General features: G+C 63.8%; 25 protein-coding genes. 20 read left to right on the forward strand and 5 right to left on the reverse strand.

Annotated elements, in window-relative coordinates; translation table 11 throughout:
- The first annotated feature begins 45 nt into the window (after positions 1-45).
- The 11 genes from ABCW42_RS05810 to ABCW42_RS05860 all read left to right on the forward strand — a co-directional run bounded on the left by ABCW42_RS05810 (position 46) and on the right by ABCW42_RS05860 (position 9,442).
- On the forward strand, positions 46-1,170 hold the full coding sequence (locus tag ABCW42_RS05810; protein WP_423183960.1) for a sensor histidine kinase: 1,125 nt from the start codon (positions 46-48) through the stop codon (positions 1,168-1,170).
- Entirely contained in the window at positions 1,167-1,832 is a 666-nt protein-coding gene (locus ABCW42_RS05815) for a response regulator (protein WP_423183961.1), read from the forward strand. The genes ABCW42_RS05810 and ABCW42_RS05815 overlap by 4 nt, the downstream gene beginning before the upstream one ends.
- Before the next feature lie 134 nt (positions 1,833-1,966).
- The gene (locus ABCW42_RS05820) at positions 1,967-2,263 is read left to right on the forward strand and encodes an SHOCT domain-containing protein (protein ID WP_423183962.1); all 297 of its coding nucleotides are present in this window, start codon (positions 1,967-1,969) and stop codon (positions 2,261-2,263) included.
- Positions 2,264-2,394: 131 nt separating this feature from the next.
- A complete protein-coding gene (locus tag ABCW42_RS05825) occupies positions 2,395-3,324 on the forward strand; it encodes an ABC transporter ATP-binding protein (protein ID WP_423183963.1) in 930 nt (309 codons plus the stop codon).
- A gap of 22 nt (positions 3,325-3,346) precedes the next feature.
- Positions 3,347-4,201, forward strand: a complete 855-nt coding sequence (locus ABCW42_RS05830; RefSeq protein WP_423183964.1) for an ABC transporter permease — start codon at positions 3,347-3,349, stop codon at positions 4,199-4,201.
- Positions 4,198-5,043, forward strand: a complete 846-nt coding sequence (locus ABCW42_RS05835; RefSeq protein WP_423183965.1) for an ABC transporter permease — start codon at positions 4,198-4,200, stop codon at positions 5,041-5,043. The genes ABCW42_RS05830 and ABCW42_RS05835 overlap by 4 nt, the downstream gene beginning before the upstream one ends.
- 67 nt (positions 5,044-5,110) lie before the next feature.
- Positions 5,111-5,683 carry a hypothetical protein gene (locus ABCW42_RS05840; RefSeq protein ID WP_423183966.1) on the forward strand — a complete coding sequence of 191 codons (573 nt, stop codon included), beginning with the start codon at positions 5,111-5,113 and terminating at the stop codon, positions 5,681-5,683.
- Positions 5,684-5,693: 10 nt separating this feature from the next.
- A complete protein-coding gene (locus ABCW42_RS05845; RefSeq protein WP_423183967.1) occupies positions 5,694-6,527 on the forward strand; it encodes an exodeoxyribonuclease III in 834 nt (277 codons plus the stop codon).
- Positions 6,528-6,546: 19 nt separating this feature from the next.
- A complete protein-coding gene (gene trpS, locus ABCW42_RS05850; RefSeq protein WP_423183968.1) occupies positions 6,547-7,638 on the forward strand; it encodes a tryptophan--tRNA ligase in 1,092 nt (363 codons plus the stop codon).
- 3 nt (positions 7,639-7,641) lie between these two features.
- Positions 7,642-8,394, forward strand: coding sequence for a 2'-5' RNA ligase family protein (locus ABCW42_RS05855; RefSeq protein WP_423183969.1), 753 nt, complete (start codon positions 7,642-7,644; stop codon positions 8,392-8,394).
- A gap of 133 nt (positions 8,395-8,527) precedes the next feature.
- Positions 8,528-9,442, forward strand: a complete 915-nt coding sequence (locus tag ABCW42_RS05860; protein WP_423183970.1) for a YihY/virulence factor BrkB family protein — start codon at positions 8,528-8,530, stop codon at positions 9,440-9,442.
- Here the strand turns inward: ABCW42_RS05860 and ABCW42_RS05865 are convergent.
- From ABCW42_RS05865 to sdhC, 5 genes are all read right to left on the reverse strand, one after another.
- Positions 9,439-10,203 carry an alpha/beta hydrolase family protein gene (locus tag ABCW42_RS05865; protein WP_423183971.1) on the reverse strand — a complete coding sequence of 255 codons (765 nt, stop codon included), beginning with the start codon at positions 10,201-10,203 and terminating at the stop codon, positions 9,439-9,441. The genes ABCW42_RS05860 and ABCW42_RS05865 overlap by 4 nt on opposite strands.
- A gap of 149 nt (positions 10,204-10,352) precedes the next feature.
- Complete coding sequence (locus ABCW42_RS05870) at positions 10,353-11,135, reverse strand: succinate dehydrogenase iron-sulfur subunit (protein WP_423183972.1); 783 nt, start codon at positions 11,133-11,135, stop codon at positions 10,353-10,355.
- The gene (gene sdhA, locus ABCW42_RS05875) at positions 11,135-12,934 is read right to left on the reverse strand and encodes a succinate dehydrogenase flavoprotein subunit (RefSeq protein WP_423183973.1); all 1,800 of its coding nucleotides are present in this window, start codon (positions 12,932-12,934) and stop codon (positions 11,135-11,137) included. The genes ABCW42_RS05870 and sdhA overlap by 1 nt, the downstream gene beginning before the upstream one ends.
- A gap of 94 nt (positions 12,935-13,028) precedes the next feature.
- Complete coding sequence (locus ABCW42_RS05880) at positions 13,029-13,508, reverse strand: succinate dehydrogenase hydrophobic membrane anchor subunit (RefSeq protein WP_133204148.1); 480 nt, start codon at positions 13,506-13,508, stop codon at positions 13,029-13,031.
- A gap of 3 nt (positions 13,509-13,511) precedes the next feature.
- Positions 13,512-13,847, reverse strand: coding sequence for a succinate dehydrogenase, cytochrome b556 subunit (sdhC, locus tag ABCW42_RS05885; RefSeq protein WP_423184814.1), 336 nt, complete (start codon positions 13,845-13,847; stop codon positions 13,512-13,514).
- Between the two features lie 283 nt (positions 13,848-14,130).
- Here sdhC and ABCW42_RS05890 point away from each other — a divergent pair, with 283 nt between their 5' ends.
- From ABCW42_RS05890 to ABCW42_RS05930, 9 genes are all read left to right on the forward strand, one after another.
- Positions 14,131-15,264 carry a mannose-1-phosphate guanylyltransferase gene (locus ABCW42_RS05890; RefSeq protein ID WP_423183974.1) on the forward strand — a complete coding sequence of 378 codons (1,134 nt, stop codon included), beginning with the start codon at positions 14,131-14,133 and terminating at the stop codon, positions 15,262-15,264.
- 70 nt (positions 15,265-15,334) lie between these two features.
- The gene (locus ABCW42_RS05895; RefSeq protein ID WP_423183975.1) at positions 15,335-16,534 is read left to right on the forward strand and encodes an amidohydrolase; all 1,200 of its coding nucleotides are present in this window, start codon (positions 15,335-15,337) and stop codon (positions 16,532-16,534) included.
- Positions 16,535-16,617: 83 nt separating this feature from the next.
- Positions 16,618-17,052, forward strand: coding sequence for a MarR family winged helix-turn-helix transcriptional regulator (locus tag ABCW42_RS05900; protein ID WP_423183976.1), 435 nt, complete (start codon positions 16,618-16,620; stop codon positions 17,050-17,052).
- A 47-nt stretch (positions 17,053-17,099) separates the two neighbouring features.
- A complete protein-coding gene (locus tag ABCW42_RS05905; protein WP_423183977.1) occupies positions 17,100-17,531 on the forward strand; it encodes an organic hydroperoxide resistance protein in 432 nt (143 codons plus the stop codon).
- Positions 17,528-18,547: an NADP-dependent oxidoreductase gene (locus tag ABCW42_RS05910; protein ID WP_423183978.1), complete on the forward strand. Its 1,020-nt coding sequence runs from the start codon at positions 17,528-17,530 to the stop codon at positions 18,545-18,547. Before ABCW42_RS05905 ends, ABCW42_RS05910 begins: the two co-directional genes overlap by 4 nt.
- A 194-nt stretch (positions 18,548-18,741) precedes the next feature.
- Positions 18,742-19,851, forward strand: a complete 1,110-nt coding sequence (locus tag ABCW42_RS05915) for a BMP family lipoprotein (RefSeq protein WP_423183979.1) — start codon at positions 18,742-18,744, stop codon at positions 19,849-19,851.
- Positions 19,852-20,024: 173 nt separating this feature from the next.
- Positions 20,025-21,575, forward strand: a complete 1,551-nt coding sequence (locus ABCW42_RS05920) for an ABC transporter ATP-binding protein (RefSeq protein WP_423183980.1) — start codon at positions 20,025-20,027, stop codon at positions 21,573-21,575.
- On the forward strand, positions 21,568-22,917 hold the full coding sequence (locus tag ABCW42_RS05925; RefSeq protein ID WP_423183981.1) for an ABC transporter permease: 1,350 nt from the start codon (positions 21,568-21,570) through the stop codon (positions 22,915-22,917). The genes ABCW42_RS05920 and ABCW42_RS05925 overlap by 8 nt, the downstream gene beginning before the upstream one ends.
- Complete coding sequence (locus tag ABCW42_RS05930) at positions 22,914-24,422, forward strand: ABC transporter permease (protein ID WP_423183982.1); 1,509 nt, start codon at positions 22,914-22,916, stop codon at positions 24,420-24,422. The genes ABCW42_RS05925 and ABCW42_RS05930 overlap by 4 nt, the downstream gene beginning before the upstream one ends.
- Positions 24,423-24,433: the final 11 nt, after the last annotated feature.

The raw sequence follows: 24,433 nt of genomic DNA on the forward strand, positions 1-24,433 counted from the left end.
CGTTAAACCGACGACGCCGCAGCCCGCCGCCGCTAGGCTCGGAGCATGCAGCGGCGTTTCCACGGTCCTCCGACGAGTTTCATCGTGATTGCGGTGGCGTTCGTCCAGGTCATGGGAACGGTCTTCTCCGCGAGCCACCAATCGGCCGCGAGACACCTGGATCCCTTGGCTTTCCTGCTGTTGCTCGCCGGACCGGCCGCCCTGGCCTTCCGCAAAGCCAGGCCCGTGGTCATGCTGCCGGCCACCCTGGCAGTCACAGCCCTCTACCTGTTCCTCGGCTACGCCTGGGGTCCGATCGCCCTCTCGCCCGCGTTGTCGATCATCCTGACCGCCGCGGCCGGCCTCCGGTGGCAAGCGTGGCTGGGGGCGGGAGTCGTTGCGGCCGCGGTCGTCCTCTGGTCCATCGCCGTGGGCGACGAGGCCGGGCTCGTGCGGTCCTCGGCCGTTGTCGCCTGGGCCGCGATCCTGGTGCTGATAGGCGAAGGATTCCGACGGCGGCGCGAACGCATCGCCGAATACCGCCGCCGGAGCGAGGCCGCCAAACAGGCCGAAAGGGACGAATACCGGCTCACGCTGGCCCGGGACATCCACGACGTCGTGGCCCACTCCTTGTCGATGATCAACGTCCAGGCCTCCGTGGCACTCCACGTGGGGAAGGACGATCCCGAGAAGCTCCGCCCGGCCCTTGAAGCGATCAAGGCGGCGAGCAAGGATTCGCTGGCCGAAGTCCGGCAGCTTCTTGGCGTGCTTCGCGACGACGCCCCTCTGGTCCCTGCGGCCCCACCGAGCCTCGCACGGATTGCCCAGCTCGTGGAGGATGCCCGGCGCAGCGGCTTGGACGTGCGCTTTGAAGGCTTGGAAGGGACCCTGCTCGTCGCAACCCCGCAGCAGGAAACGGCTTACCGCGTGGTCCAGGAAGCGCTCAGCAACGTGCGCAGGCACTCCGGTGCGGCGTCCGCCGTCGTACTCCTCCACCACGACGGGACCGCGCTCAAGGTGAGGGTCGACGACGACGGAACAGGCATGCAAGGCGCACCCCCGGGAAATGGCCTCAGGGGCATGCGTGAGCGCGTCGAGGCCCTCGGCGGAACCCTCGTCCTGGTGCCCCTCGATCCCGGATTGCGCGTCGAGGCAAGCCTCCCGCTCAACCCCGCGGAAGGAGAGCCATGATCCGCCTGCTGCTCGCCGACGACCAGACCCTCATCCGCGCCGGATTCCGTGCCTTGCTGGACGCCGAACCGGACATGGAAGTGGTGGCCGAAGCAGGCACGGGCAAGGACGCAGTCCGCCTGGCCGAACGCGAGGCACCGGACGTAATACTGATGGACATCCGCATGCCGGACGGCGACGGATTGGCCGCGACCCGTCAGATCCTGTCGAGCCCCCGGCTTGCGCACACACGCATCATCATCCTGACCACGTTCGAACTGGACGAATACATCGCGGAGGCGGTGCGCGCGGGTGCTGCCGGCTTCCTCGTCAAAGACACCGAACCGGAGGAGCTGATCCGTGCCGTGCGGGTGGTGCACGACGGCGACGCCCTCCTTTCGCCCTCGGTGACGCGTCGCATCATGGCCCAGCTCGCCCTGCACAGCAAGGCTGCATCGCCGGCGGTTCGGCTGGACCAGATCACCGAGCGGGAACGCGAAGTCCTGGCCCTGGTGGGCGAAGGCTTGAACAACGCCGAGATCGCCGAGCGTTTGTTCATCACGCCCCTGACGGCAAAAACGCACGTTTCCCGCATCATGACCAAACTCCTTGTCCGGGACCGGGCGCAATTGGTGGTCCTGGCCTATGAATCGGGCCTCGTCCGTCCGGGCTGGAGTAGCTAGCTCCGCGTCCGGGCCTCCCGCGGGAGTAAGCGGTGGCGGGCAAGAGACTCCCTGGGGCAGACGCCGCGATCCACCCCGAAAACCAGACTGGAACCACGAGCCGAGATACGGCCTGTTGAGAGTTTGGACGAGACATGTTGACATCACTGAGCACCACCATCGCGGCCGCGGCAGCCCACTTGCCCGCCGACACTGTCGCCCACGGGAACGGCTTTGCCTTCTGGCCGTTCTTCCTCGTGTTCCCGCTGTTCTGGATCCTGGTCGTCGGATTCTTCGTCTTCTTTGGACGCAGGATGTGGCGCCGGAACCGCCAATGGGCAGCCACCCAGGGCGCGGAAGGCGTCTTGCGGGAACGCTATGCGCGCGGTGAAATCGACGAAACCGAGTACCGCCAACGCCTCGAGGTGTTGCGAGCTCACACGGAGGCGTGAGTTTTTGCTGGCTCGCGGAGTTTCTCCAGAAAATTGTGCAATGGCTCTTTCAGGTATTCCCGGGCTCAACTAGTGTGCTGTGGGTGCACAATGAAGCCACCCGCTCTTTCGCCACACCAAGCAGCTCCCAGATGAACCCATCCGCAGTCATCACAGCCGAAAAACTCACCAAAACCTATGGTGACCTCACTGCCGTCGACGCCATCTCGTTCGAGGTTCCGGCGGGGGAGTCCTTTGGCCTGCTGGGTCCCAACGGCGCCGGCAAGTCGACCACCATGAAAATGATCGGCGGGGTGTCCCAGCGGACGTCCGGGAAGCTCAGCATTATGGGCCTGGATCCCGAAGCCCACGGTCCCGAAGTCCGTGCCCACCTGGGCGTCGTGCCCCAGCAGGACAACCTGGACGAGGAATTGAAAGTCCGGGAGAACCTGATTGTGTACGGCCGTTACTTCGGCTTGCCCTTGAGCTACTTGCGTCCCAAGGCCGATGAACTGCTGGAATTCGCCCAATTGAGTGACAAGGCGAAGTCCCGGGTGGATGCCCTCTCCGGCGGGATGAAGCGCCGGCTGACGATCGCCCGCTCGCTGATCAACGAACCCAAGATCCTGCTCCTCGACGAGCCAACCACGGGGCTGGATCCGCAAGCCCGGCATATCCTGTGGGATCGTTTGTTCCGGCTCAAGGAGCAGGGCGTCACCCTCATCCTCACCACCCATTACATGGACGAAGCGGAACAGCTCTGCGACCGCCTGATCGTGGTGGACAAGGGCAAGATCATGGCCGAAGGTTCACCTTCCAGCCTGATCCGCGAATACTCCACGCGCGAAGTCCTGGAGCTCCGTTTCGGCTCGGAGCGCAACGCGAGCATCGGGGCTGAACTTGGAGGCATCGGCGAACGGGTAGAGACCCTGCCGGACCGCGTGCTCATTTACGCGGACAACGGCGAAGCGGCGCTCGAACAAGTTTCGGCGCGACGCCTGCGGCCATTGACCTCCCTGGTGCGGCGATCCTCGCTGGAAGATGTCTTCCTGCGGCTGACTGGGCGGAGCCTTGTTGACTAGGGCCGGGAGTTGAGGAGGGTCCATGACGGATAGCCAGCTCCCGACGGCGGCAGGGATTTTGCGGGCACACGCGCCGGAGGTGTCGGCCGGCCGGGCGCGACGATGGGGATCGTTCTACTATGCGGAACAGGTCCTGCGGGTGATGCGTGGCTACGGCTGGTCTGTTTTCCTCTACAGCGTGTGCCAGCCCGTTGCATACCTCTTCGCGATGGGGATCGGCCTGGCGAGCCTCGTGGATGCCAACAACCTGGCCGCGTTCGGCGGGGTGAACTACCTGACGTTCATCGCTCCCGCTTTGTTGGTGTCTTCCGCGGTCATGACGGCGTCCGGGGACTTCTCCTACCCGATCATGGACGGCTTCAAATGGCGCAGGGTTTTCTATGGCCCCCACGCCTCGCCGCTCGTCCCGCAACAAATCGCGGCCGGTCACATCATGGCCAGCGCCTTGAAGTTCCTGCTGCAATCGGCCATCTACTTCGGCATCGTGGCCATGTTCGGAGCATCGCCGAGCCCGTGGGGATGGGTGTCGGCACTAGTGGCCACAGTGGCGGGGCTGTCCTTCGGATTGCCCCTCATGGCGTACGCCTCAAGCATCACGAAGGACTCCGGCCAGTTCGCGCTGGTCCAAAGGTTCATCGTGGTGCCCCTGTTCCTGTTTTCGGGCACCTTCTTCCCCTTGGATTCGCTGCCACTCGCGGTTCGCTGGATTGGCTGGATCTCCCCGGTGTGGCATGGCACACAGCTGGGCCGGGTCTTTACCTACGGCTTGGAAGAAGGCCCGGTTCTCACCCTGGTCCATGTGGTATTTCTCCTGGGAACGGCTGCCGCGGGGTGGACACTGACCCGGCGCCGGTTTGTCAGGAGGATGGGAGCATGAGCGCGCTGTCCGAAGGACGTGCCGAAACCCGCAGTGCCACGGAGGCCGCCCGCGAACGTACCTTCGGCCCGCTGTACTCACGCAATGCGCTGGCCGTGGTGGCCCGCGGGCTCATGGCGGCGAAGAGCAGTACGTGGCTGGTCCTGGTCTCAGGGTTCTTCGAACCCGTCCTGTATTTGATCTCCATGGGCGTCGGGCTTGGACCGATCGTCGGCAGCGTGACGGGTCCCGGCGGGCAGCAAATCAGCTACGCGGCCTACATCGCGCCCGCCCTGCTGGCGGTATCCGCCATGAACGGCGCGATCTATGACTCCACCTGGAACGTCTTCTTCAAGATGAATTTCGCCAAGCTGTACCAAGGGATGCTGTACACCTCCCTCGGGCCGCTCGATGTGGCGATCGGTGAGATCTTCCTCGCCCTCCTGCGTGGACTCTTGTACGCGACAGGTTTCACGGCAGTCATGGCCGTCATGGGACTTGTCACCACGGTGTGGGCAATCCTCATCATTCCTGCGTCCGTGCTGATCGCCTTCGGATTCGCGAGCTTCGGGATGGGGATCACGAGCTTCATGAAGACGTTCCAACAAATGGACTGGATCAACTTCTTCCTCTTGCCGATGTTCCTGTTCAGCGCCACGTTCTACCCGCTGAGCGTCTACCCGCAGTACATTCAGTGGCTCATCCAGGCGATGCCCTTGTGGCACGGGGTGGAGCTCCTCCGCCAGATCAGCATCGGCTCCTTCAGCCCCGCCACGGCCGTGCACGTGGCCTACTACCTCGTGATGATCGTCCTTGGAATCATGCTCACCACCGGGCGGTTGCGGAAGCTCTTCCTGAAATAGCGGAGCCGGCTGTTCGCCCGGGGTGGAAGCGTCGGGACGGGCTCCGGGAGTTTGCGAGAATGGGTACATGCACTCTCTCGGCGACTCCACGTCATCTGTCAACTCGTCGGCTTCCGCAAGGCGCCCTTTCAAAGGATTCCGCATCGGCGGCCTGGGCATGACGGTAGTGCTCATCGCCTTCCTGGTGGCCGTGATCTTCGCCGCGAACCAGAACGACGTCGTCGGCTGGATTGTCGCCGTCGTGTCGTTTGGATGGCTCGCCCTCGCCGCCTTTGTGGTGTTCAGCATCCAGCGGGCGGCCAAGCGCGCGGGGGAGAAGCTCAACGAAGCGAGGAACGCGTTCAGCGCGGCAACCGGCCGGGCGCCGTCGGCGTCGAGCGCGGACCGGGGCGGCACCCGGGTGGTGGCTGAACGGAGCGGTGCGGACGAGATGCGCGACCTCAAGCTCGACCATTCGTTCAAGATCGTGCAGGTCCAGATCCGCGTCGTTGAAGACGAGCGTGCCAAGGGAGCCTCCGCGGACCAGGACACCATCAACCGTGCCTTGGAGACCATCGCCATCACTGCCAGCAACGCCCGGGACATGATCAAGTCATCCGGCGGAAACGACGAGCCCGTTTCGGGCACCATCATCGACTAGAGTAGGCGGGGTGAGTTCGGCATTGAAGAAGGATTTCCTTCGCATCGCAACGGTCAACGTCAACGGCATCCGTGCCGCCTACAAAAAGGGGATGGCGGAGTGGCTGGAACCGCGCGACGTCGACATCCTGTGCTTGCAGGAAGTCCGTGCGCCTGACGACGTCGTCCAACAGCTGATCGGCGAGGGCTGGCACATCCTCCATGCCGAAGCCGAAGCGAAGGGCCGCGCCGGAGTGGCCATTGCTTCCCGCCAGGAACCGACCGCGACCCGCATCGGCATCGGCGACGATTACTTCGCCACCACCGGACGCTGGGTCGAAGCCGATTACGCCGTGAAATCGATCAACGGCGCGGACACCACTTTGACTGTGGTGAGCGCCTACGTGCATTCCGGCGAGGTGGACACTCCCAAGCAGGTGGACAAGTACCGCTTCCTTGACGTGATGAGCACGAGGCTTCCCGAACTCGCCAAGCACAGCGACCACGCCTTGGTGGTGGGCGACCTCAATGTGGGCCACACAGAGCTCGACATCAAGAACTGGAAGGGCAACACCAAGCGTGCGGGCTTCCTTCCTGAGGAGCGGGCGTACTTCGACCGCTTCTTCGGCGACGAGATCGGATGGAGGGATGTCCACAGGGGCCTGGCAGGAAATGTCGATGGCCCCTACACGTGGTGGTCTCAGCGCGGTAAGGCCTTTGATACAGATACAGGCTGGCGCATCGACTACCACATGGCTACTCCCGGACTAGCGGCTTCGGCATTTTCCGCCGTCGTCGACCGGGCGCCTTCGTGGGACACCCGCTTCTCCGACCACGCCCCGCTGGTAGTCGACTACCGGCTCTAAGCTCTCGAAAGTTGTCCTCATGACCAGTTCCCCCACGACTGAAACCGCCACGGCCCCAACCATGGGCACCTCCACCAAACTTGCCGTCGGCGCCAAGCACCGCGTTTTGTCCGGCATGCAGCCCTCCGCCGACTCACTGCACCTCGGTAATTACCTGGGTGCGCTGGTCAACTGGGTCCGCATGCAGGACGAGTACGACGCCATTTTCTTCATCCCGGACCTGCACGCGATCACCGTCCCGCAGGACCCCGCGGAATTGGCCCGGCGAACGCGCGTCACTGCGGCGCAGTACATTGCCGGCGGCGTTGACGTCAACAAGTGCACCCTGTTCGTCCAGTCCCAGGTCCCTGAACACGCGCAGCTCGCCTGGGTGCTGGGCTGCATTACGGGCTTTGGCGAGGCCTCGCGCATGATCCAGTTCAAGGACAAGTCCTTGCAACACGGCTCGGATCACGCCAGCGTCGGACTCTTCACTTACCCCATCCTGCAGGCGGCGGATATCCTCCTGTACCAGCCTCATGGGGTACCGGTGGGTGAAGACCAGCGGCAGCACATTGAACTCAGCCGCGATCTCGCCCAGCGTTTCAACAGCCGCTACGGCGAGACCTTCCAAGTACCGGAAGCCTTCATCCAGAAGGAATCGGCAAAGATCTACGATCTCCAGAACCCGACGGCCAAGATGTCCAAGTCGGCGGAATCACCGGCGGGCCTGATCAACCTGTTGGACGACCCCAAGGTCACCGCGAAGCGCATCAAGTCGGCGGTCACGGATACCGAAACGGAAATCCGCTTCGACCGTGAAGCCAAACCTGGTGTGTCCAACTTGCTAAGCATCTATTCGTCCATCAGCGGCCTGCCGGTGGACAAGATCGTCGCCGACTACCAGGGCAAGATGTACGGCCACTTGAAGGTGGACCTCGCGGAACTTGTTGCCAGCCACCTCGGGCCCATCAGGGACCGTGCCAATGAGCTCTTGGCGGATCCGGCCGAGTTGGACAGGCTCCTGGCCCACGGAGCGGACAAGGCCCGCGAAATCGCTTCGGCAACCCTGGCCGATGTCTATGCCAAGGTAGGCTTTTTGCCTTACGGCGGACCACAAGGAATCCGCTAAGGCATGTGCGCTGCCGGCAAGCTCAGCGTCCAAGCCGGCTCCCGTTCAAGGGGAGCCGGCCAGGCCCCTGATTCCCGCCGGGACGGAGCCGGGAGCCAGCCAGCCACTGCGGGCAGGACCCCGCAGGCGTGCAACGCAGCGCAGGCCGCTGACGAAAGCATGTGCGTGGGCATCATCTTGGGATTTCCGCCGGAGATAGCCCGTGAATTGCAGGAGTGGCGCGCTTCCTTCGGTGATCCAATGGCCGGGGTGATCCCCGCGCACATCACGCTGGTGACCACTACTCCAGCCCGCGATTGGGAGGCCGCGCGGAAGCACGTCCGTGACATAGCCCGGCGCCAGGCGCCGTTCACCATCACCATTTCCGGCACGGGATCCTTCCGGCCTGTCTCTCCCGTGGTCTTCCTGAACGTCGAGGACGGCTTCGAAGAGTGCGTCGGCCTGCACGAGCAACTGCAGAGCGGACCGCTCGAACGGGAGCTTCCTTTCCCCTACCATCCGCACGTGACGGTGGCGCACGACGTCGCTCCCGAGAGCCTCGACGAGGCCGAAACAGTCCTCAAGAACTACACCGCAACCTTCCCTGTGGTTAGCATGGGACTTTACGAGCACGACAGCAATGGTATCTGGCAGCTACGGGAAGAGCTGGACTTTGGCGGCGACACAGGGCAATCAGACGCAGGGCAATCAGACACAGCGCAATCACCCACGGCGGAACGACCAGCGGCAGGCAGCGAAGCCACCCCTGCCGACTGATGGTGCGCAGCTGAGGCTGCAGCTCATCCAGCGGCAAGTCGAATGGGGCAAAGCGCGCCGTTCGGGCAGTGGCGGTTCGAAGCTCCCCGCGTACATCAACCTTGCCCTTGCCCGGTTGAACTCATTCAGGCCGATGCGCGCTTTCAACCTCTATAACCTGCGCCACGGCCCGCTCATGAGCGCAGGCATCGGGTTCACGATGTTCTTTTCCGTCACCGGCCTGTTGACCACCGGATTTGCCATCACCGGGCTGGTCCTCAGCGGGGAACCGAAACTGGTGGACTCCATTGTCTCCAGCGTGGCTACTGTGGCTCCCGGCCTGCTGAAGGTCGACGGAGGCAGCGGGCTAGTGGATCCCCACGAGTTGCTTAACCCTTCGGGGCTGGGTTGGACCGCGGTCATCGCGGCGGCTGTCACAGTATTTACGGCCTTGGGTTGGATTTCCGGCGTCCGGGAAGGCCTGCGGGGAGTTTTCGCCTTGGACCCGGTCCAGGAAAACCCCATCCTCACCAAGGCTTACGACGCCGGTACCCTCCTGCTGCTTGGCGTCGCCCTCGTCGGCAGCGCGGGTGCGTCACTTGTGTTCGGCACGGCTGCCGGATGGATCATCGACCGCCTCGGTGTGCCGGAAGCTGTTGGCCAACCCGTCACGTGGCTGGTCCGGACCGCTGTGCCGCTCGTGCTGAACTGGGCAACGGCCGCCATCATGTTCCGTTTCGCCGGCCGCTTGAGGCTTGAGCGGCGGGCGTTCATTGAAGGCACTGTGCTTGCGGGAATCGGAACGACGGTCCTCCAGATTTTCAGCACGCAACTGCTGGCGAATGCCGGCCGGAACCCCATCCTGGCGTCGTTCGCCATCATCATCGGCCTTCTGGTGTGGTTTAACCTGGTGAGCCAGGTGTACTTGATCACCGGGGCCTGGTCAGCCGTTCGCGAGGCGGATCAGCGCTCCGCCGCAAAGCAGCACAAGACCCTTGGCTCGCGGCCCGTCCAGCCGCGGCCGTTCACGAGCCGGCACACTCCCGACGGTTTGGGTACCTCGCACTAGCCACCCAGGTATTGGTCCGCCCAAGCAGAGATGATCCTAGCCACTCGCGCGGCTTGTCCTTTGCCGGTCAACAGGTGGTCGCTGCCCTCGATCGAAACGAAGCTGCGGGGGTGCCTGGCCGTCTGGAAGATAGTGCTGGCATTTTCGATCCCCACGGTGTTGTCCGTGGGGGAGTGGAGCACCATGAGCGGCTTGTGCAGGGTGCGGATGCAATCGCTGAGATCGGCGTTTTGGAGGTCCTCCACGAAGTGGCGGCGGATCTCCACACGCTTGCCACCGAGGTCCACCTCGGCGCTTCCTTCGTTGAGGATCTTGTCCATCGCGGAATCGAAGACGTGCTCAACATGCTTGGGGGAGAACGGAGCACCGACAGTGGCCACCGCGCGAAGGTCAGGGATGTTCCGTGCTGCGGCGAGGACTGCGGCTCCGCCGAAGGAATGTCCCACGAGCAAGGAAACGGTGCGTCCCTCCGCGCGCATGAACTCGGTAGCGCGCACGGTGTCGGCCACCTTGTGGCTGAACGAGCCCTGCGACCATTCGCCGCCCGAGCCGCCCAGGCCGACGTTGTCGAATCGAAGCATCCCGACTCCTTCCGAAGCCAGGCCTTTGCATATCCGGGAGGCAGCGGGACTGTCCTTCCCCAGCGTGAAGCCGTGGGAGAAGACGCCCCAGCCGCGCACGGGTCCGTCAGGAACGTCCAGCATCCCGGAGAGCATTTCGCCCGTGGTGCCTTCGAAACTCACCTTCATGGATGTGGTCACTTACTCGCCTTCCACTGAACAATTGCGTTCCACCGCACTGTCACCTACCACCGCGCTGTTGCCTACCACCGCACTGTTGCCTACCACCGCAGACGACGACGGCGCCCCCTTGGTGAGGGCGCCGTCGTCGTCGTTCTGGAATTCCGGGACTAGATCTTGCGGGCCAGGATGGCCTGCTTGACCTCGGCGATTGCCTGGGTCACCTGGATGCCGCGAGGGCAAGCCTCCGAGCAGTTGAAGGTGGTGCGGCAGCGCCACACGCCTTCTTTGTCGTTGAGGATCTCCAGGCGCATGTCGCCGGCATCGTCACGTGAATCGAAGATAAACCGGTGTGCGTTCACGATTGCTGCGGGACCGAAGTACTGGCCGTCCGTCCAGAACACCGGGCACGACGAGGTGCACGCGGCGCAAAGGATGCACTTGGTGGTGTCATCGAAGCGCTCACGGTCCTCCACGGACTGCAGGCGTTCCTTGGTGGGCTCGTGGCCCTTGTTGATGAGGAACGGCATGACCTCGCGGAAGGACTGGAAGAACGGTTCCATGTCCACGATCAGGTCCTTCTCCACGGGGAGGCCCTTGATCGGCTCGACAGTGATGGGCTTGGTCGTGTCCAGGTCCTTCAGCAGGGTCTTGCAGGCGAGGCGGTTGCGGCCGTTGATGCGCATTGCATCGGAGCCGCACACGCCGTGTGCGCAGGAGCGGCGGAAGGACAGCGTGCCGTCGATCTCCCACTTGACCTTGTGCAAGGCGTCCAGCACGCGGTCCGTGCCGTACATGGTCAGCTGGTGGTCTTGCCAGACGGCCTCTTCGGAGATCTCCGGGTTGTAGCGGCGAACGCGCAGGGTGATGTTGAAGGTGGGGATTTCCCCGCCTCCGCCGACGCCTGCAGGAAGCTCGATCTTTGAGGCCGGCTCAGCCATTTCGGCAGTCATTAGTACTTACGCTCCATTGGCTCGTAACGGGTAAAGATGACGGGCTTGGTCTCAAGACGGATGCCCGCTACGGATTCGGCTGACGATGCGGCGGTGACCGCGTTGTCCTTGTAAGCCATGGAGTGCTTCATGAACTTGACGTCGTCGCGGTCCGGGAAGTCCTCGCGGTAGTGGCCGCCGCGGGACTCTTCGCGGTGCAGCGCACCGACCGTCATGACCTTGGCCATGTCGAGGAGGAAGCCCAGTTCCACGGCTTCCAGCAGATCCAGGTTGAAGCGCTTGCCCTTGTCCTGGACAGCCACGTTCCTGTAGCGCGCTTCGAAGTCAGCGATGTCGTTGAGCACCCGCTCCAGGGATTCCCTGGTGCGGAACACCTGCATGTTGGCATCCATGGTGTCCTGCAGTTCCTTGCGGATCTGGGCGACGCGTTCCGTTCCGGTGCCGTCCAGCAGGCTGGTCAGCATGGAACGGGTGAAGGCCTCGGGATCCTCCGGCAGTTCGACGAAGTCCGCCGTCTTGGAGTATTCCGCGGCAGCCACGCCGGCGCGCTTTCCAAAGACGTTGATGTCCAGGAGGGAGTTGGTGCCCAGGCGGTTGGAGCCATGCACCGAAACGCAGGCGACCTCGCCGGCCGCGAACAGGCCGGGGACGACCGTGTCGTTGTCCTGCAGGACCTCTGTGGCGATGTTCGTCGGGATACCGCCCATGGCGTAGTGCGCGGTCGGGAATACCGGGACGGGCTCCGTGAACGGTTCCACGCCAAGGTAGGTGCGGGCGAACTCAGTGATGTCTGGAAGCTTGGCCTCGATGTGGGCCGGTTCCAGGTGGGTCAGGTCCAGGAGGACGTAGTCCTTGTTCGGGCCGCAACCGCGACCTTCGCGGACTTCGTTGGCCATGGCACGGGCCACGATGTCACGGGGAGCGAGGTCCTTGATGGTGGGGGCGTAGCGCTCCATGAAGCGCTCACCTTCCGAGTTGCGCAGGATGGCACCTTCGCCACGCGCGCCTTCCGTCAGGAGGATGCCCAAGCCCGCCAGGCCGGTCGGGTGGAACTGGAAGAACTCCATGTCTTCCAGCGGGATGCCCCGGCGGAACGCGATGCCCATGCCGTCGCCCGTCAGGGTGTGTGCGTTGGACGTCGTCTTGAAGACCTTGCCCGCTCCGCCGGAAGCGAAGACCACGGACTTGGCCTGGAAGACATGCAGTTCGCCGGAAGCCAGATCGTAGGAAACAACCCCGGCAACGCGCTTCTGCTTGTACGGCGTCCCGTCTTCGCGGACTGCGTCCTCTTCGACGAGCAGCAGGTCCAGGACGTAGTACTCGTTGTAGAACTCAACGTTGTGCTTGACGCAGTTTTGGTACAGCGTCTGCAGGATCATGTGGCCCGTGCGGTCTGCCGCGTAGCAGGCGCGGCGGACCGGAGCCTTGCCGTGGTCACGCGTGTGGCCGCCGAATCGACGCTGGTCGATGCGGCCTTCGGGCGTGCGGTTGAAGGGCAGCCCCATTTTTTCCAGGTCCAGCACGGCGTCGATGGCTTCCTTCGCCATGACTTCGGCCGCGTCCTGGTCAACGAGGTAGTCGCCACCCTTGATGGTGTCGAATGTGTGCCACTCCCAGTTGTCCTCTTCGACGTTGGCCAAAGCTGCACACATGCCGCCCTGGGCTGCGCCGGTGTGGGAACGGGTGGGGTAGAGCTTGGTCAGTACTGCGGTGCGTGCGCGCTGACCGGATTCGATCGCGGCGCGCATGCCGGCGCCGCCGGCACCGACAATAACGACGTCGTACTTATGGACCTGCATACCAGATGCTCTTTCTCTCTAAGTCAGATGGTCGGCGGAGCCTGCTCCGCGGGTTTGCGCCCCGTTGGCCAGGGCCGGGGGCGCGGCGGAGCCGCTACGGGGCCGGGCAGAAGCCGCCGGGCAGCTGGACGCCGTTGGCGACGGGGCACGGGTTGAAGGTGAAGATCACCAGGGTGCCGAGGATGACGATGACCACGGTCGCAGCGTAAAGGACTACCTTGAGCCAGAAGCGGGTGGCGTCCTTTTCGGCGTAGTCGTTGATGATGGTGCGGACGCCGTTGGTGCCGTGCAGCATGGCGAGCCACAGCATGGCCAGGTCCCAGAACTGCCAGAACGGATCGGCCCACTTGCCGGCGACGAAACCGAAGTCGATGCCGTGGATGCCTTCGCCGACCATGAGGTTCACGAACAGGTGGCCGAAGATCAGCACAACGAGGACTACGCCCGAGAGCCGCATGAAGAGCCATGCGAACATCTCGAAGTTGCCTTTGGAACCGGCGCCGCGGCGGTACTTCGGAGCGATCTTTCCACTGCCGACTTTCCCGCTGCGCGGGCTCTGGATGTCAGTAGTCATGGCTTAGTGGCCTCCCAATGCGAGGGACAGGTGGCGGATGGCGAAGGCGCCGAAGACGATCAGCCACAGCACCAGGACGGTCCACAGCATCTGGCGCTGGTACTTGGCACCCTTCTTCCAGAAGTCGATGGCGATGACGCGCAGGCCATTGAATGCGTGGAAGACGATTGCTGCGACAAGGCCCGTTTCGCCCAGGGCCATAAGGGGGTTCTTGTAGGCGCCGATGACGGCCGTGTAGGCCTCCGGGGACACACGCACCAATGAGGTGTCCAGCACATGGACCAACAAGAAGAAAAAGATCACTACACCGGTAATACGGTGTCCAACCCAGGACCACATGCCTTCACGGCCGCGGTACAAGGTGCCAGCTGGTTTTGTCGGCACTGAATAAACCTTCCTGCAACACAGCGGCGCTGGCACGGGATCCATGCGGGGGGAACGCCAGCTGTGAGAGCACTCGTAGCTCAGCCTAAATCTAGGCTTCGCTCACAGCTTATTCAATTTAGCCGCTCCTACTTGTATCGATGTCGGCGCTAATTGGCTGAATTCCGGCCTTTTTGCGGGTCGGATGAGACTAAGACCACAAAGCGTGAGTTGTGGCGTCGTCGGTTATGGTGTTGCGGTGAGTACAGACAATGCTGCAAGCCCTACATCGCCCTTGCGCCACTTCCACGCCGTCATTCCAGCGGGTGGAGTAGGTACGCGCCTGTGGCCCCTCTCGCGTGCAGCTGCGCCCAAGTTCCTGCACGACCTCACGGGGTCGGGAAGCACGCTTTTGCGCGCCACGTTCGATCGCCTCGAGCCCCTCGCCGGTAACCGCGTCCTTGTTGTTACGGGCGTCGCGCACCGTGCTGCCGTGTGCCGCCAGTTGCCGGAGGTTGGCGAATCCGAACTCGTCCTCGAAAGCGAGCCGAAGGATTCGGGCGCCGCGATCGGCCTGGCCGCCGCCATCCTGCATCGCCGCGATCCGGATACCATCATGGGCTCCTTCGCTGCGGACCAGGTGATCAGCCCGGACGACCTCTTCCAGGACACCGTGCGTGAGGCCATCCACACGGCGGCAGCCGGAAAGATCGTCACAATCGGCATCAAGCCTACGCACCCTTCGACGGGCTTCGGCTACATCCGGACGGGCGACTCCTTGAATATCGACGCCGCGCCCAATGCGCACGCAGTGGTCGAATTCGTCGAAAAGCCGAGCGAAGTCATCGCGAAGAAGTACCTCGAAACCGGCGATTACGTCTGGAATGCCGGCATGTTCGTGGCCCCGGTCTCGCTGATGCTCAAGCATTTGGAGGCCAACCAGCCCACGCTGTTTGCCGGCCTCCAGGAGATCGCGGACGCCTGGGACACCCCGCAGCGTGACGAGGTCACTGCGCGCGTGTGGCCCACCCTGCCCAAGATCGCCATTGACTACGCCGTGGCCGAGCCCGCGGCGGCGGCCGGTGATGTCGCCGTCGTGCCCGGAACCTTCCGCTGGGACGACGTCGGGGACTTCGCGGCAATCGGCCGCCTCAACAGCGCCGGCGACGTCGACGAAGTGACCGTACTTGGAGAAGGCGCACGTGTCTTTACCGAGAACGCCAGCGGGGTGGTGGTGTCCGACACGAAACGCGTTATCGCGCTCATCGGCATCAAGGATGTGGTGATCGTGGACACGCCGGACGCGTTGCTCGTGACCACCAAGGAACATGCGCAACGGGTGAAGGGTGCGGTGGACGCGCTTAAGGCCAGCGGCGACACGGACGTCCTCTAGCTGACGGGGAAATCCGTAACCAAGGGACCCCTTTCACTCATCGCGGGCCGCGGATGGCTAGAGTTGTGAGGTGCGCAATTTCACTACTGAAACCGAGCCCACTCCCGTAGTGGGGCCGTGGCTTGAAGACCTCCTGCCGGAACTCATCGAATTCCGGCGGGACCTGCACGCGCACCCCGAGCTTTCCTTCAAGGAATTCCGCACCACGGACAAGCTTGTGGACAGGCTCGAGGCCGCGGGGCTGAAGCCGCGCCGGCTCGAAGGCTCGGGTTTGACCGTGGATGTCGGCGAGGGTCCGATTGCCACCGCCCTGCGCGGGGACATCGATGCCCTTCCCATCATCGAGGAAACCGGCCTGCCCTTCGCTTCGAAGAACCACGGCGTGACGCACGCTTGCGGGCACGACGTCCACACCACGAGCATGCTCGGCATCGCCTTGGTGCTGCACGCCATGCACCAGGAATCCCCGCTCGGTGGCACGGTCCGGATCATTTTCCAGCCGGCCGAGGAAACCATGCCGGGCGGTGCGTTGTCCTGCATCGAGCAAGGCGTGCTGCAAGGTGTCCCGCGGATCCTGGCGCTGCATTGCGATCCCCGGATCAACGTCGGCCAGATCGGTACCCGCATCGGTGCCATCACCTCGGCGTCGGACACCATCAAGATCGAACTGACCGGGCGCGGCGGCCACACGTCCCGCCCGCACCTGACCGAGGACCTCGTCTTCGCACTCGCCCAGATCGCCATCAACGTTCCCGCCGTTTTGTCCCGGCGCGTGGATGTCCGCAGCGGCGTCTCAGTGGTGTGGGGCCAGATCGTGGCGGGTTCGGCACCGAACGCGATTCCTGCCAGCGGCTACATGGCCGGCACGATGCGTTGCCTGGACCGCGATGCGTGGCACAGCGCGGGGGAGTTGCTCGACGACGTTGTCCAGCAGGTCGCCGCGCCGTACGGGGTGGATGTCCATCTGGAGCACACCCGCGGAGTGCCGCCGGTGGTCAACTCGGAGCATGAGACGGCCCTGATCGAAGCCGCGGCACGTGCGGAACTTGGGGAACACGCCGTCGTGCTGACCCCGCAGTCCATGGGCGGCGAGGACTTCGCGTGGTTCCTGGCGGACCTGCCGGGCGCCATGATGCGCTTGGGAACCCACACTCCGGGCGGCGAGGAGTACGACCTCCACCGCGGCGATTTTGTGGTGGACGAGCGGGCCCTCGGCTTCGCCATCCAGGTGCTGGCCGCCTCGGCGCTTCGCACCATCCGCGACCACTAGGGCAAAGTCCCGAAACCAGCCGAACACTTCTGCTCTCGACAATTGAGTTGTGCACAATTTAATTGTTGGCTATCGTTATGGCCATGAGTGAAGCTCCCCGCCTCAACCGCCAGGTCTGTTTTGCCCTCTACTCGGCGTCGAAGGCCGCGACGGCGGTCTACCGGCCCGTACTGGAAGGGCTGGGTCTGACGTACCCCCAGTACCTCGTGATGCTGGTGCTCTGGGAAGACGAGCCCAGAAGCGTCAGGGAGCTGGGCGCCGAACTGGGCCTCGACTCGGGCACGTTGTCGCCCTTGCTCAAGAGGCTCGAGTCGCTCGGTTTCGTGGAGCGCAGGCGTTCGGCCGAGGATGAGCGGCGCGTCGAGGTCCACCTCACGGAGGCGGGAGATGCCCTCAGCGAGCAGGCGCAAGCTGTTCCCCGGCGGCTGGCCGACGCCGCCGGCTTGAGTGCCCATGAACTGGCCCAGCTTCACGACACTCTGGGGCGCCTCACGGCAGCCCTCCATTCGGCTATCTAGCCACCAAGCACCCAACGGACACGAACCCCAACGAACAGGAACCAATTGTGAAGACTCTCTACACAGCCGAGGCCTTGGCGTCCGGTGAAGGCCGTGACGGCAACGCCCGCACCAAGGACGGCAAGCTCGATGTGGTCCTCGCCAGTCCAGTGGAGCTGGGCGGAAACGGCCAGGGCACCAATCCCGAGCAATTGTTCGCCGCGGGTTACGCGGCCTGCTTCCATTCCGCCCTCCGCCTGGTGGGTCGCAAGGCCCGCGCGGACCTGAGCGATTCCGCCGTGGCCGCGAAGATCCACTTCGGCGCCCTGAGTGAGGGCGAAGGCTATGGCCTCGCGGCCGAGCTGGAGATCGCCTTGCCGGCATTGGACCGGGAGACTGCCGAGCAGCTCGTTGAGAAGGCCCACCGCATCTGCCCGTATTCGAACGCCACGCGCGGCAACATACGCGTGGACATCACACTGGTGGAGGTGGCCGCATGAGCGCCGCGCTTCCACTCCGTACCCGCGAAATCCAGCTCGCCTCGCGCCCCCACGGGCGCCCCGTCCCGGAGAACTTCCGGCTTGCGGAGACCGCCTTGCCGGATTTGCAGGACGGCCAGATCCTTGTCCGGAATGAATTCATGTCGGTGGATCCCTACATGCGCGGCCGCATGAACGACGCGAAATCGTACTCGGCGCCTTTCCGCTTGGACGCAGCGCTCGACGGCGGTGCGGTGGGTGAGGTGATCGCGTCCCGTTCGGACGCGCACAAGGTGGGTGACGTCGTCGTGCACCAGCTCGGGTGGCGGGAGTTCTCCGTGGTTGACGCGGCCGCGGCGACGCAGGTACCGGCCGGGCTCGCGCCGACGTCGGCGTTCCTTGGGGCGCTCGGGATGACCGGGCTGACGGCGTATGCCGGGCTGCTCAAGGTGGCCGAATTCAAGCCCGGCGATGCCGTCTTTGTCTCGGGCGCCGCCGGGGCTGTCGGGTCGATCGTGGGCCAAATTGCCAAGGCCATGGGAGCGTCGAAGGTGATTGGCAGCGCCGGGTCGCCCGAAAAAGTGGCGCGCTTGCTGGAACTCGGCTTCGACGCCGCTTTCGACTACCACGACGGTCCGGTAGTCGAGCAGTTGCGGGAGGCGGCAGGGGAGCGGGGCATCGACGTGTACTTCGACAACGTGGGCGGCGAACACCTTGAGGCGGCCCTGTCGGTCCTCACAGTCGGCGGACGCGTGGCGATGTGCGGGGCCATTTCGCAGTACAACGCGACGGCGCCTACCGCAGCTCCCCGCAACCTCGCCGTGGCGATCGGGAAGCAGTTGACGCTGCGCGGCTTCCTCGTCGGCGGGCAGCGCCAGCATGCTGCGGAGTTTTCAACGCGGATGGCGGGATGGCTGGCGGACGGAACCGTCCGTTACGACGAAACGATCGTTGACGGACTGGAGAACGCGCCACAAGCTTTCATCGATCTCCTGGATGGCGCCAACACGGGCAAGATGCTGGTCAGGATCGGTTGAGGCAGGCTCCGCGCCGACCGGGAAGCAGATAGTAGGCCGCGTTCCTGAAAGAACCCTGTACCGCTTGGTAACAAAAGCTCAACAATCTTCGGATTGTTGGGCTTTTGTGTTAACGGGGTGTGTTCAATCCCACTAGTGTGGTGCCCAGCTTGACCATCTGTCGTAGCATCAATCACTTTCTTCCTGGAGGAAAATTGAAGCAGTCACTCCGCGCCCACCTGAAGCGCGGTTCATTTGCGGGCGTCGCAACAGCCGGTGCCGCTGCCCTTTTGCTGGCAGGCTGCGGGGCCGCGCCCTCCGCGTCCAGCTCCGGGAGCGCCACGAAGTCCGATTACACCGCGTGCATGGTGTCCGACTCCGGCGGCTTCGACGACAAGTCGTTCAACCAGTCGGGATTCGAAGGCCTCCAAGCCGCAGCCAAGGACCTTTCCATCCAGGAGAAGCACGTCCAGTCCAAGGCAGACACGGACTACGATCCCAACCTTCGTTCCATGGTCCAGCAGGGCTGCAAGCTGACAGTCACGGTCGGGTTCCTCCTCGGCGACGCGACCAAGAACATCGCAACGGCCAATCCAAACAGCCACTTTGCCATCATCGACTACTCCGACCCCACGTTCCCGAAGAACGTCAAGCCGATCGTGTATGACACCGCCCAGGCCGCGTTCCTGGCCGGCTACCTGGCTGCGGGAACTTCCAAGACCGGCAAGGTTGCAACCTTCGGCGGCCTCAACATCCCTACGGTGACTATTTTCATGGACGGCTTCTCCGACGGCGTGAAGTACTACAACCAGAAGAAGGGCAAGTCCGTCCAGTTGCTCGGTTGGGACAAGGACAAGCAGGACGGCACCTTTGTTGGCGACTTCAAGCAGATCGACAAGGGCAAGGTCCTCACCCAAGGCTTCCTCGACCAGGGCGCCGATATCGTCCTTCCCGTCGCCGGCCCGGTAGGCAGTGGCGCCGGAAGCGCGATCCTGGACGCCAAGTCCAAGGGCACGGACGCCAAGCTGATCTGGGTTGACTCCGACGGCTACTTGACGGCACCCGACTACAAGTCAGTGATCCTGACTTCCGTCCAGAAGACCATGGCAACCGCCGTCGAGTCCGTCATCAAGGACGACAAGGACGGCAAGTTCGACCCCAGCCCCTACATCGGCACGCTGGACAACGGTGGCGTGGCGCTTGCCCCGTTCCACGACCTCGACTCTGCCGTTTCCTCTGACATGAAGAGCGACCTCGACCAGCTCAAGAAGGACATCATCTCCGGAGCGGTCAAGGTTGAATCGAAGTCCAGCCCCAAGCAATAGGTCCAAGGGCCATTCAGGGCGAACCCGGGGCGCGCTGCCCTTCAGCCGGGTCACGGCGGAGGGCAGCGCGTTCTGCTTTGCCTCCATAACTGCTCTTCGACACTCTCCGGCGGCGCACTATGCTGGGAGCACGGCGATGACGGGGAGCCATCCTTCATAGATGGGTTGGGGTTTTGAAACTCGAACTTAAAGGGATCACGAAGCGCTTCGGATCCCTCGTAGCCAATGATCACATCGACCTCGTGGTGGAACCCGGCCAAGTCCATTGCCTCCTGGGCGAGAACGGCGCCGGAAAATCCACCCTCATGAACGTCCTCTACGGGCTCTACGATCCCAGCGACGGCGAAATCCTGGTGAACGGCAAACCCGTGGTCTTCAAGGGACCCGGAGATGCCATGGCAGCGGGAATCGGCATGGTGCACCAGCACTTCATGCTGATTCCGGTGTTCACGGTGGCGGAAAACGTCGCGCTGGGCAACGAGGCCACCAAGGCCGCCGGTTTCCTGGACCTGGACGAAACCAGGCGCAAGATCCAAGCGATCTCGGAGCAATACGGATTCGACGTAGACCCGGACGCCATGGTGGAAGACCTGCCTGTGGGCGTCCAGCAACGGGTGGAGATCATCAAAGCACTCGTCCGGGATGCGGAAGTCCTCATCCTCGATGAGCCAACCGCCGTCCTCACGCCGCAGGAAACCGACGAGCTCCTGGCCATCATCCGCCAGCTCAAGGCCGACGGAAAATCGATTGTCTTCATTTCGCACAAGCTGCGCGAAGTCAAGGAAATTTCGGACACCATCACCGTGATCCGCCGCGGCAAGGTGGTCGGCTCGGCCGATCCCTCGGCTTCCCCCACCGAACTCGCCTCCGCCATGGTTGGCAGGTCGGTCAGCCTGACTTTGGAGAAGAAGCCGGCCGAGCCAGGCGACGCGACCTTCAAAGTCCGCGACCTCGTAGTGGTGGACCAGAACAGCCAACACGTCGTGGACGGGCTGAGTTTCGATATTTCCCAGGGCGAAGTGCTTGCTATCGCCGGTGTCCAAGGAAACGGCCAGACCGAACTCACGGAAGCCATCCTTGGGATCCAGCCACACGTCACAGGCTCCATCACCCTCGACGGCGTCGAACTCCTCGGCAAGAGCGTCAAGCAGGTCCTGTCCGCCGGCGTCGGGTTCGTTCCGGAAGACCGCAAGGTCGACGGCTTGGTGGGGACCTTCTCGATCTCCGAGAACATGGTCCTGGACCTGTATGACAAGGCCCCATTCGCCAAGGGCATCGGCATGAAGCCGGCGCAGATCGCTTCCCATGCGGAGCAAAAGGTCGAGGAGTTCGACGTCAGGACGCCGTCGATCAACGCGGCAGTGGGCACCCTCTCCGGCGGCAACCAGCAAAAAGTGGTGCTCGCCAGGGAGCTGTCGAGGCCTCTGCGGCTGTTCATCGCCTCGCAACCCACCCGGGGACTCGACGTCGGCTCGATCGAATTCGTGCACAAACGGGTCATCGCCGAACGGGACAACGGAACACCGGTGATGATCGTGTCCACCGAGCTCGACGAAGTGCTTGAGCTCGCCGACCGGATCGCCGTCCTCTACCGCGGGAAGCTCGTGGGAATCGTCCCCGCGGGCACGTCCCGCGACGTTCTCGGCCTGATGATGGCGGGCGTCCCGGAGCACGAGGCAGAACTGGCCGCGCAGAAGACCCACGAAGGAGGAACCCATGTCTGACGCCAAGACACCCCGCGACGAAGACGACGTCGCCGCCGACGTCGCGCTCGATACCGCGGACGGTGCCATGGCACCTTCGCCGGTGCCGGCTTCCAGCCAAGGCGGCACCATCCCGCACGCGGCGGGCGGCTCGCTTTTCCGCCAGATCGTCACCGGGAACGCCATGGTTTCGGTGCTGTCAGTGCTCCTCGCCATTGTGCTGGGCGGCATCCTGATGGCGGTCACTAACCCCCGGGTGGCGGAGACGGCAGGCTATTTCTTCGCGCGGCCGGGGGACATGCTCAGTGAGGTCTTCAAGCCCTATGCGGCATTGGTGCAGGGCTCGCTCTTCAATTGGGCTGGAGCGGACACGGCCGCCCAGCTGTACCCGATCACGGAGACCCTGACGGTCTCCACGCCTTTGATCTTTGCCGGGCTCGGGGTGGCCTTGGCTTTCCGGGCCGGACTTTTCAATATCGGCGCCCAGGGCCAGATCATCTTCGGCGCCCTCTTCGGGGCCTACGTAGGCTTCACCTGGCATTTGCCGTTCTTGGTCCACCTCTTGGTGGTGATCATCGCCGGACTGGTTGGCGGCGCCATCTGGGGTGGCATTGTGGGCCTCCTCAAAGCACGGACCGGTGCCCATGAGGTCATTGTGACCATCATGTTGAACTACATCGCCAACTTCCTGTTGTTGTTCCTCCTGACCACCCCGGCATTCCAGCGCAAAGGATCGACGAATCCGATCTCGCCCTTCCTGGACCAAACGGCACTGTTTCCGGAATTGCTCGGACCCCAGTTCAGGCTCCATGCCGGGTTCCTCGTGGCCGTGCTGGCAACGGTGTTCGTGTGGTGGCTCCTGAACCGTTCGACCCTTGGCTTCGAATTCCGGGCGGTTGGCGCAAACCAGAGCGCGGCGCGCACCGCGGGCATCAATGTTCCCAGGGCCGTGATCCTGGTCATGGCGCTTGCCGGCGCGCTCGCGGGGCTGGCCGGCATCGCCCAAGTGTCCGGGACGGAAAAGTATCTTTCCGGAGGTGTCGCCGCGTCCATCGGCTTCGACGCCATTACGGTTGCCTTGCTTGGTCGGTCGACGCCGTGGGGGACGTTCTTCGCGGGACTGCTCTTCGGGGCGTTCCGCGCCGGAGGTGTCGCAATGCAGGCACAAACCCAGACTCCTATCGACATCGTGTTGGTCATTCAATCGCTGATCGTCTTGTTCATCGCGGCGCCGCCTCTTGTGCGGGCGATCTTCGGACTTAATCCGCGGAAAAAGAAGAACACAACGCGCGGCCGCGGCTCAGGAACCGGCTCAGGAGCGACGTCCGGCGGGAAAATCGAGAGCGGAGCGGCAACGGCATGAGCACCACAACTACGCGGGCCGGCGGCGGAGCTTCGGCCGGCAACAGGCCTGGGCACCCCGGAAAACCGGGCGCGAGCGAGATCGTGAGCTGGAAGGCCGGAATCGGATTGTCCTTGCTGGCAATCCTCGGAACCATACTGTTCGCTTTCTTGGCCGGCCCGAAATCGGCGGGCTTCGGCATCGCCGAGACGTCGAATACCGGCGCGTCAACCCTCGCGGCGTGGATCACCCTGGTCCTGGCCTTGGTGATTTCTGCCGGGCTTGGTTACCTGTGGTTCGTGCGTCGTTCGGGGCCAGGCAGCGGACACGCACCGGTCCCGCGTTGGATTCCGGCATGTACCGTGGCGGCAGTCATCGCGCTGTGCTTGGCGGCGCTCGGGGTGGCCAAGGTTTCCAGGATCACGCTTGAATCCGGGCCGGTCGGCTGGAGTTGTGCCGTGGTCCTCCTTGCCCTGGCCGGCTACTCGGTGTTCTTGACGCAAGCGAAGAAGACCACGCCACGTTGGGTGGGCGGCGTCTTCGCCACCGTCTTCCTGATCGGATTCCTGGTGTGGATCGTGGCCCACGGGAACGACGCCGAACCGGCGATTTCCCTTGCCGGCTTGATCGCGGGATCGGTGACTTTGGCCGTGCCGCTGGTTTTCGGTTCGCTCTCCGGCGTCCTGTGCGAACGCGTGGGGGTGGTCAACATCGCGATCGAGGGCCAACTCCTCCTGGGAGCGTTCTCGGCCGCGGTTGTGGCGACCGTGACCCACAACGTGTATGCCGGACTGGTTGCCGCGGCAGTTGCCGGGGCTCTGGTTTCGCTGGTGCTGGCAGTGGTCAGCATCAAGTACCTCGTCAACCAGATCATCGTGGGCGTGGTGCTCAACGTCCTGATCAGTGGCCTGACGAGCTTCTTGTTCTCGACGCTCCTGACCGCGGACCCGGATGGCCTCAACAAGCCGGGACACCTTCCACCGGTGGATGTTCCGTTCTTGTCCGATATCCCCATCATCGGTCCGATCCTCTTCCACCAGTCACTGGTGGGCTACCTGATGTACATCGCCGTGATCGTGGTCTACCTTGGCTTGTTCCACACCAAGTGGGGCCTTCGCGTGAGGGCAGTCGGCGAGCACCCGCAAGCTGCCGACACCGTGGGCATCAACGTCAACCGGACCCGGTTCTGGAACGTGCTTATGGGCGGCGCGATCGCCGGCATCGGCGGCTCCTTCTTCACCTTGGTCTCGGTGGACGCGTTCAGCAAGGACATGTCCGGCGGCCGCGGCTACATCGCCTTGGCAGCGTTGATCTTCGGCCGGTGGAATCCGATCGGCGCGTTCTTGGCGGCGCTGCTGTTCGGGTTCGCGGACAACCTCCAGAGCGTCATCACCATCATCGGATCGCCCGTGCCCAGCCAGTTCATGGCGATGCTTCCGTACGCTTTGACGGTCTTCGCAGTGGCCGGATTGGTCGGCAGGTCCCGGCCTCCGGCGGCCAGCGGCATACCGTACGTCAAGGGTTGACCGTGGCACCT

The sequence above is a fragment of the Arthrobacter sp. NyZ413 genome (genome assembly GCF_049390645.1).
Lineage (GTDB): Bacteria > Actinomycetota > Actinomycetes > Actinomycetales > Micrococcaceae > Arthrobacter.

Coding starts and splice junctions, on each gene's coding strand:
- ABCW42_RS05820 (WP_423183962.1), top strand. CDS start 1,967: ATGTTGACATCACTGAGCACCACCATCGCGGCCGCGGCAGCCCACTTG.
- ABCW42_RS05815 (WP_423183961.1), top strand. CDS start 1,167: ATGATCCGCCTGCTGCTCGCCGACGACCAGACCCTCATCCGCGCCGGA.
- ABCW42_RS05880 (WP_133204148.1), bottom strand. CDS start 13,508: ATGACTACTGACATCCAGAGCCCGCGCAGCGGGAAAGTCGGCAGTGGA.
- ABCW42_RS05830 (WP_423183964.1), top strand. CDS start 3,347: ATGACGGATAGCCAGCTCCCGACGGCGGCAGGGATTTTGCGGGCACAC.
- ABCW42_RS05925 (WP_423183981.1), top strand. CDS start 21,568: ATGTCTGACGCCAAGACACCCCGCGACGAAGACGACGTCGCCGCCGAC.
- sdhA (WP_423183973.1), bottom strand. CDS start 12,934: ATGCAGGTCCATAAGTACGACGTCGTTATTGTCGGTGCCGGCGGCGCC.
- ABCW42_RS05810 (WP_423183960.1), top strand. CDS start 46: ATGCAGCGGCGTTTCCACGGTCCTCCGACGAGTTTCATCGTGATTGCG.
- ABCW42_RS05840 (WP_423183966.1), top strand. CDS start 5,111: ATGCACTCTCTCGGCGACTCCACGTCATCTGTCAACTCGTCGGCTTCC.
- ABCW42_RS05870 (WP_423183972.1), bottom strand. CDS start 11,135: ATGACTGCCGAAATGGCTGAGCCGGCCTCAAAGATCGAGCTTCCTGCA.
- ABCW42_RS05825 (WP_423183963.1), top strand. CDS start 2,395: ATGAACCCATCCGCAGTCATCACAGCCGAAAAACTCACCAAAACCTAT.
- ABCW42_RS05855 (WP_423183969.1), top strand. CDS start 7,642: ATGTGCGCTGCCGGCAAGCTCAGCGTCCAAGCCGGCTCCCGTTCAAGG.
- ABCW42_RS05930 (WP_423183982.1), top strand. CDS start 22,914: ATGAGCACCACAACTACGCGGGCCGGCGGCGGAGCTTCGGCCGGCAAC.
- sdhC (WP_423184814.1), bottom strand. CDS start 13,847: ATGTGGTCCTGGGTTGGACACCGTATTACCGGTGTAGTGATCTTTTTC.
- ABCW42_RS05910 (WP_423183978.1), top strand. CDS start 17,528: ATGAGCGCCGCGCTTCCACTCCGTACCCGCGAAATCCAGCTCGCCTCG.
- ABCW42_RS05900 (WP_423183976.1), top strand. CDS start 16,618: ATGAGTGAAGCTCCCCGCCTCAACCGCCAGGTCTGTTTTGCCCTCTAC.
- trpS (WP_423183968.1), top strand. CDS start 6,547: ATGACCAGTTCCCCCACGACTGAAACCGCCACGGCCCCAACCATGGGC.
- ABCW42_RS05860 (WP_423183970.1), top strand. CDS start 8,528: ATGCGCGCTTTCAACCTCTATAACCTGCGCCACGGCCCGCTCATGAGC.
- ABCW42_RS05835 (WP_423183965.1), top strand. CDS start 4,198: ATGAGCGCGCTGTCCGAAGGACGTGCCGAAACCCGCAGTGCCACGGAG.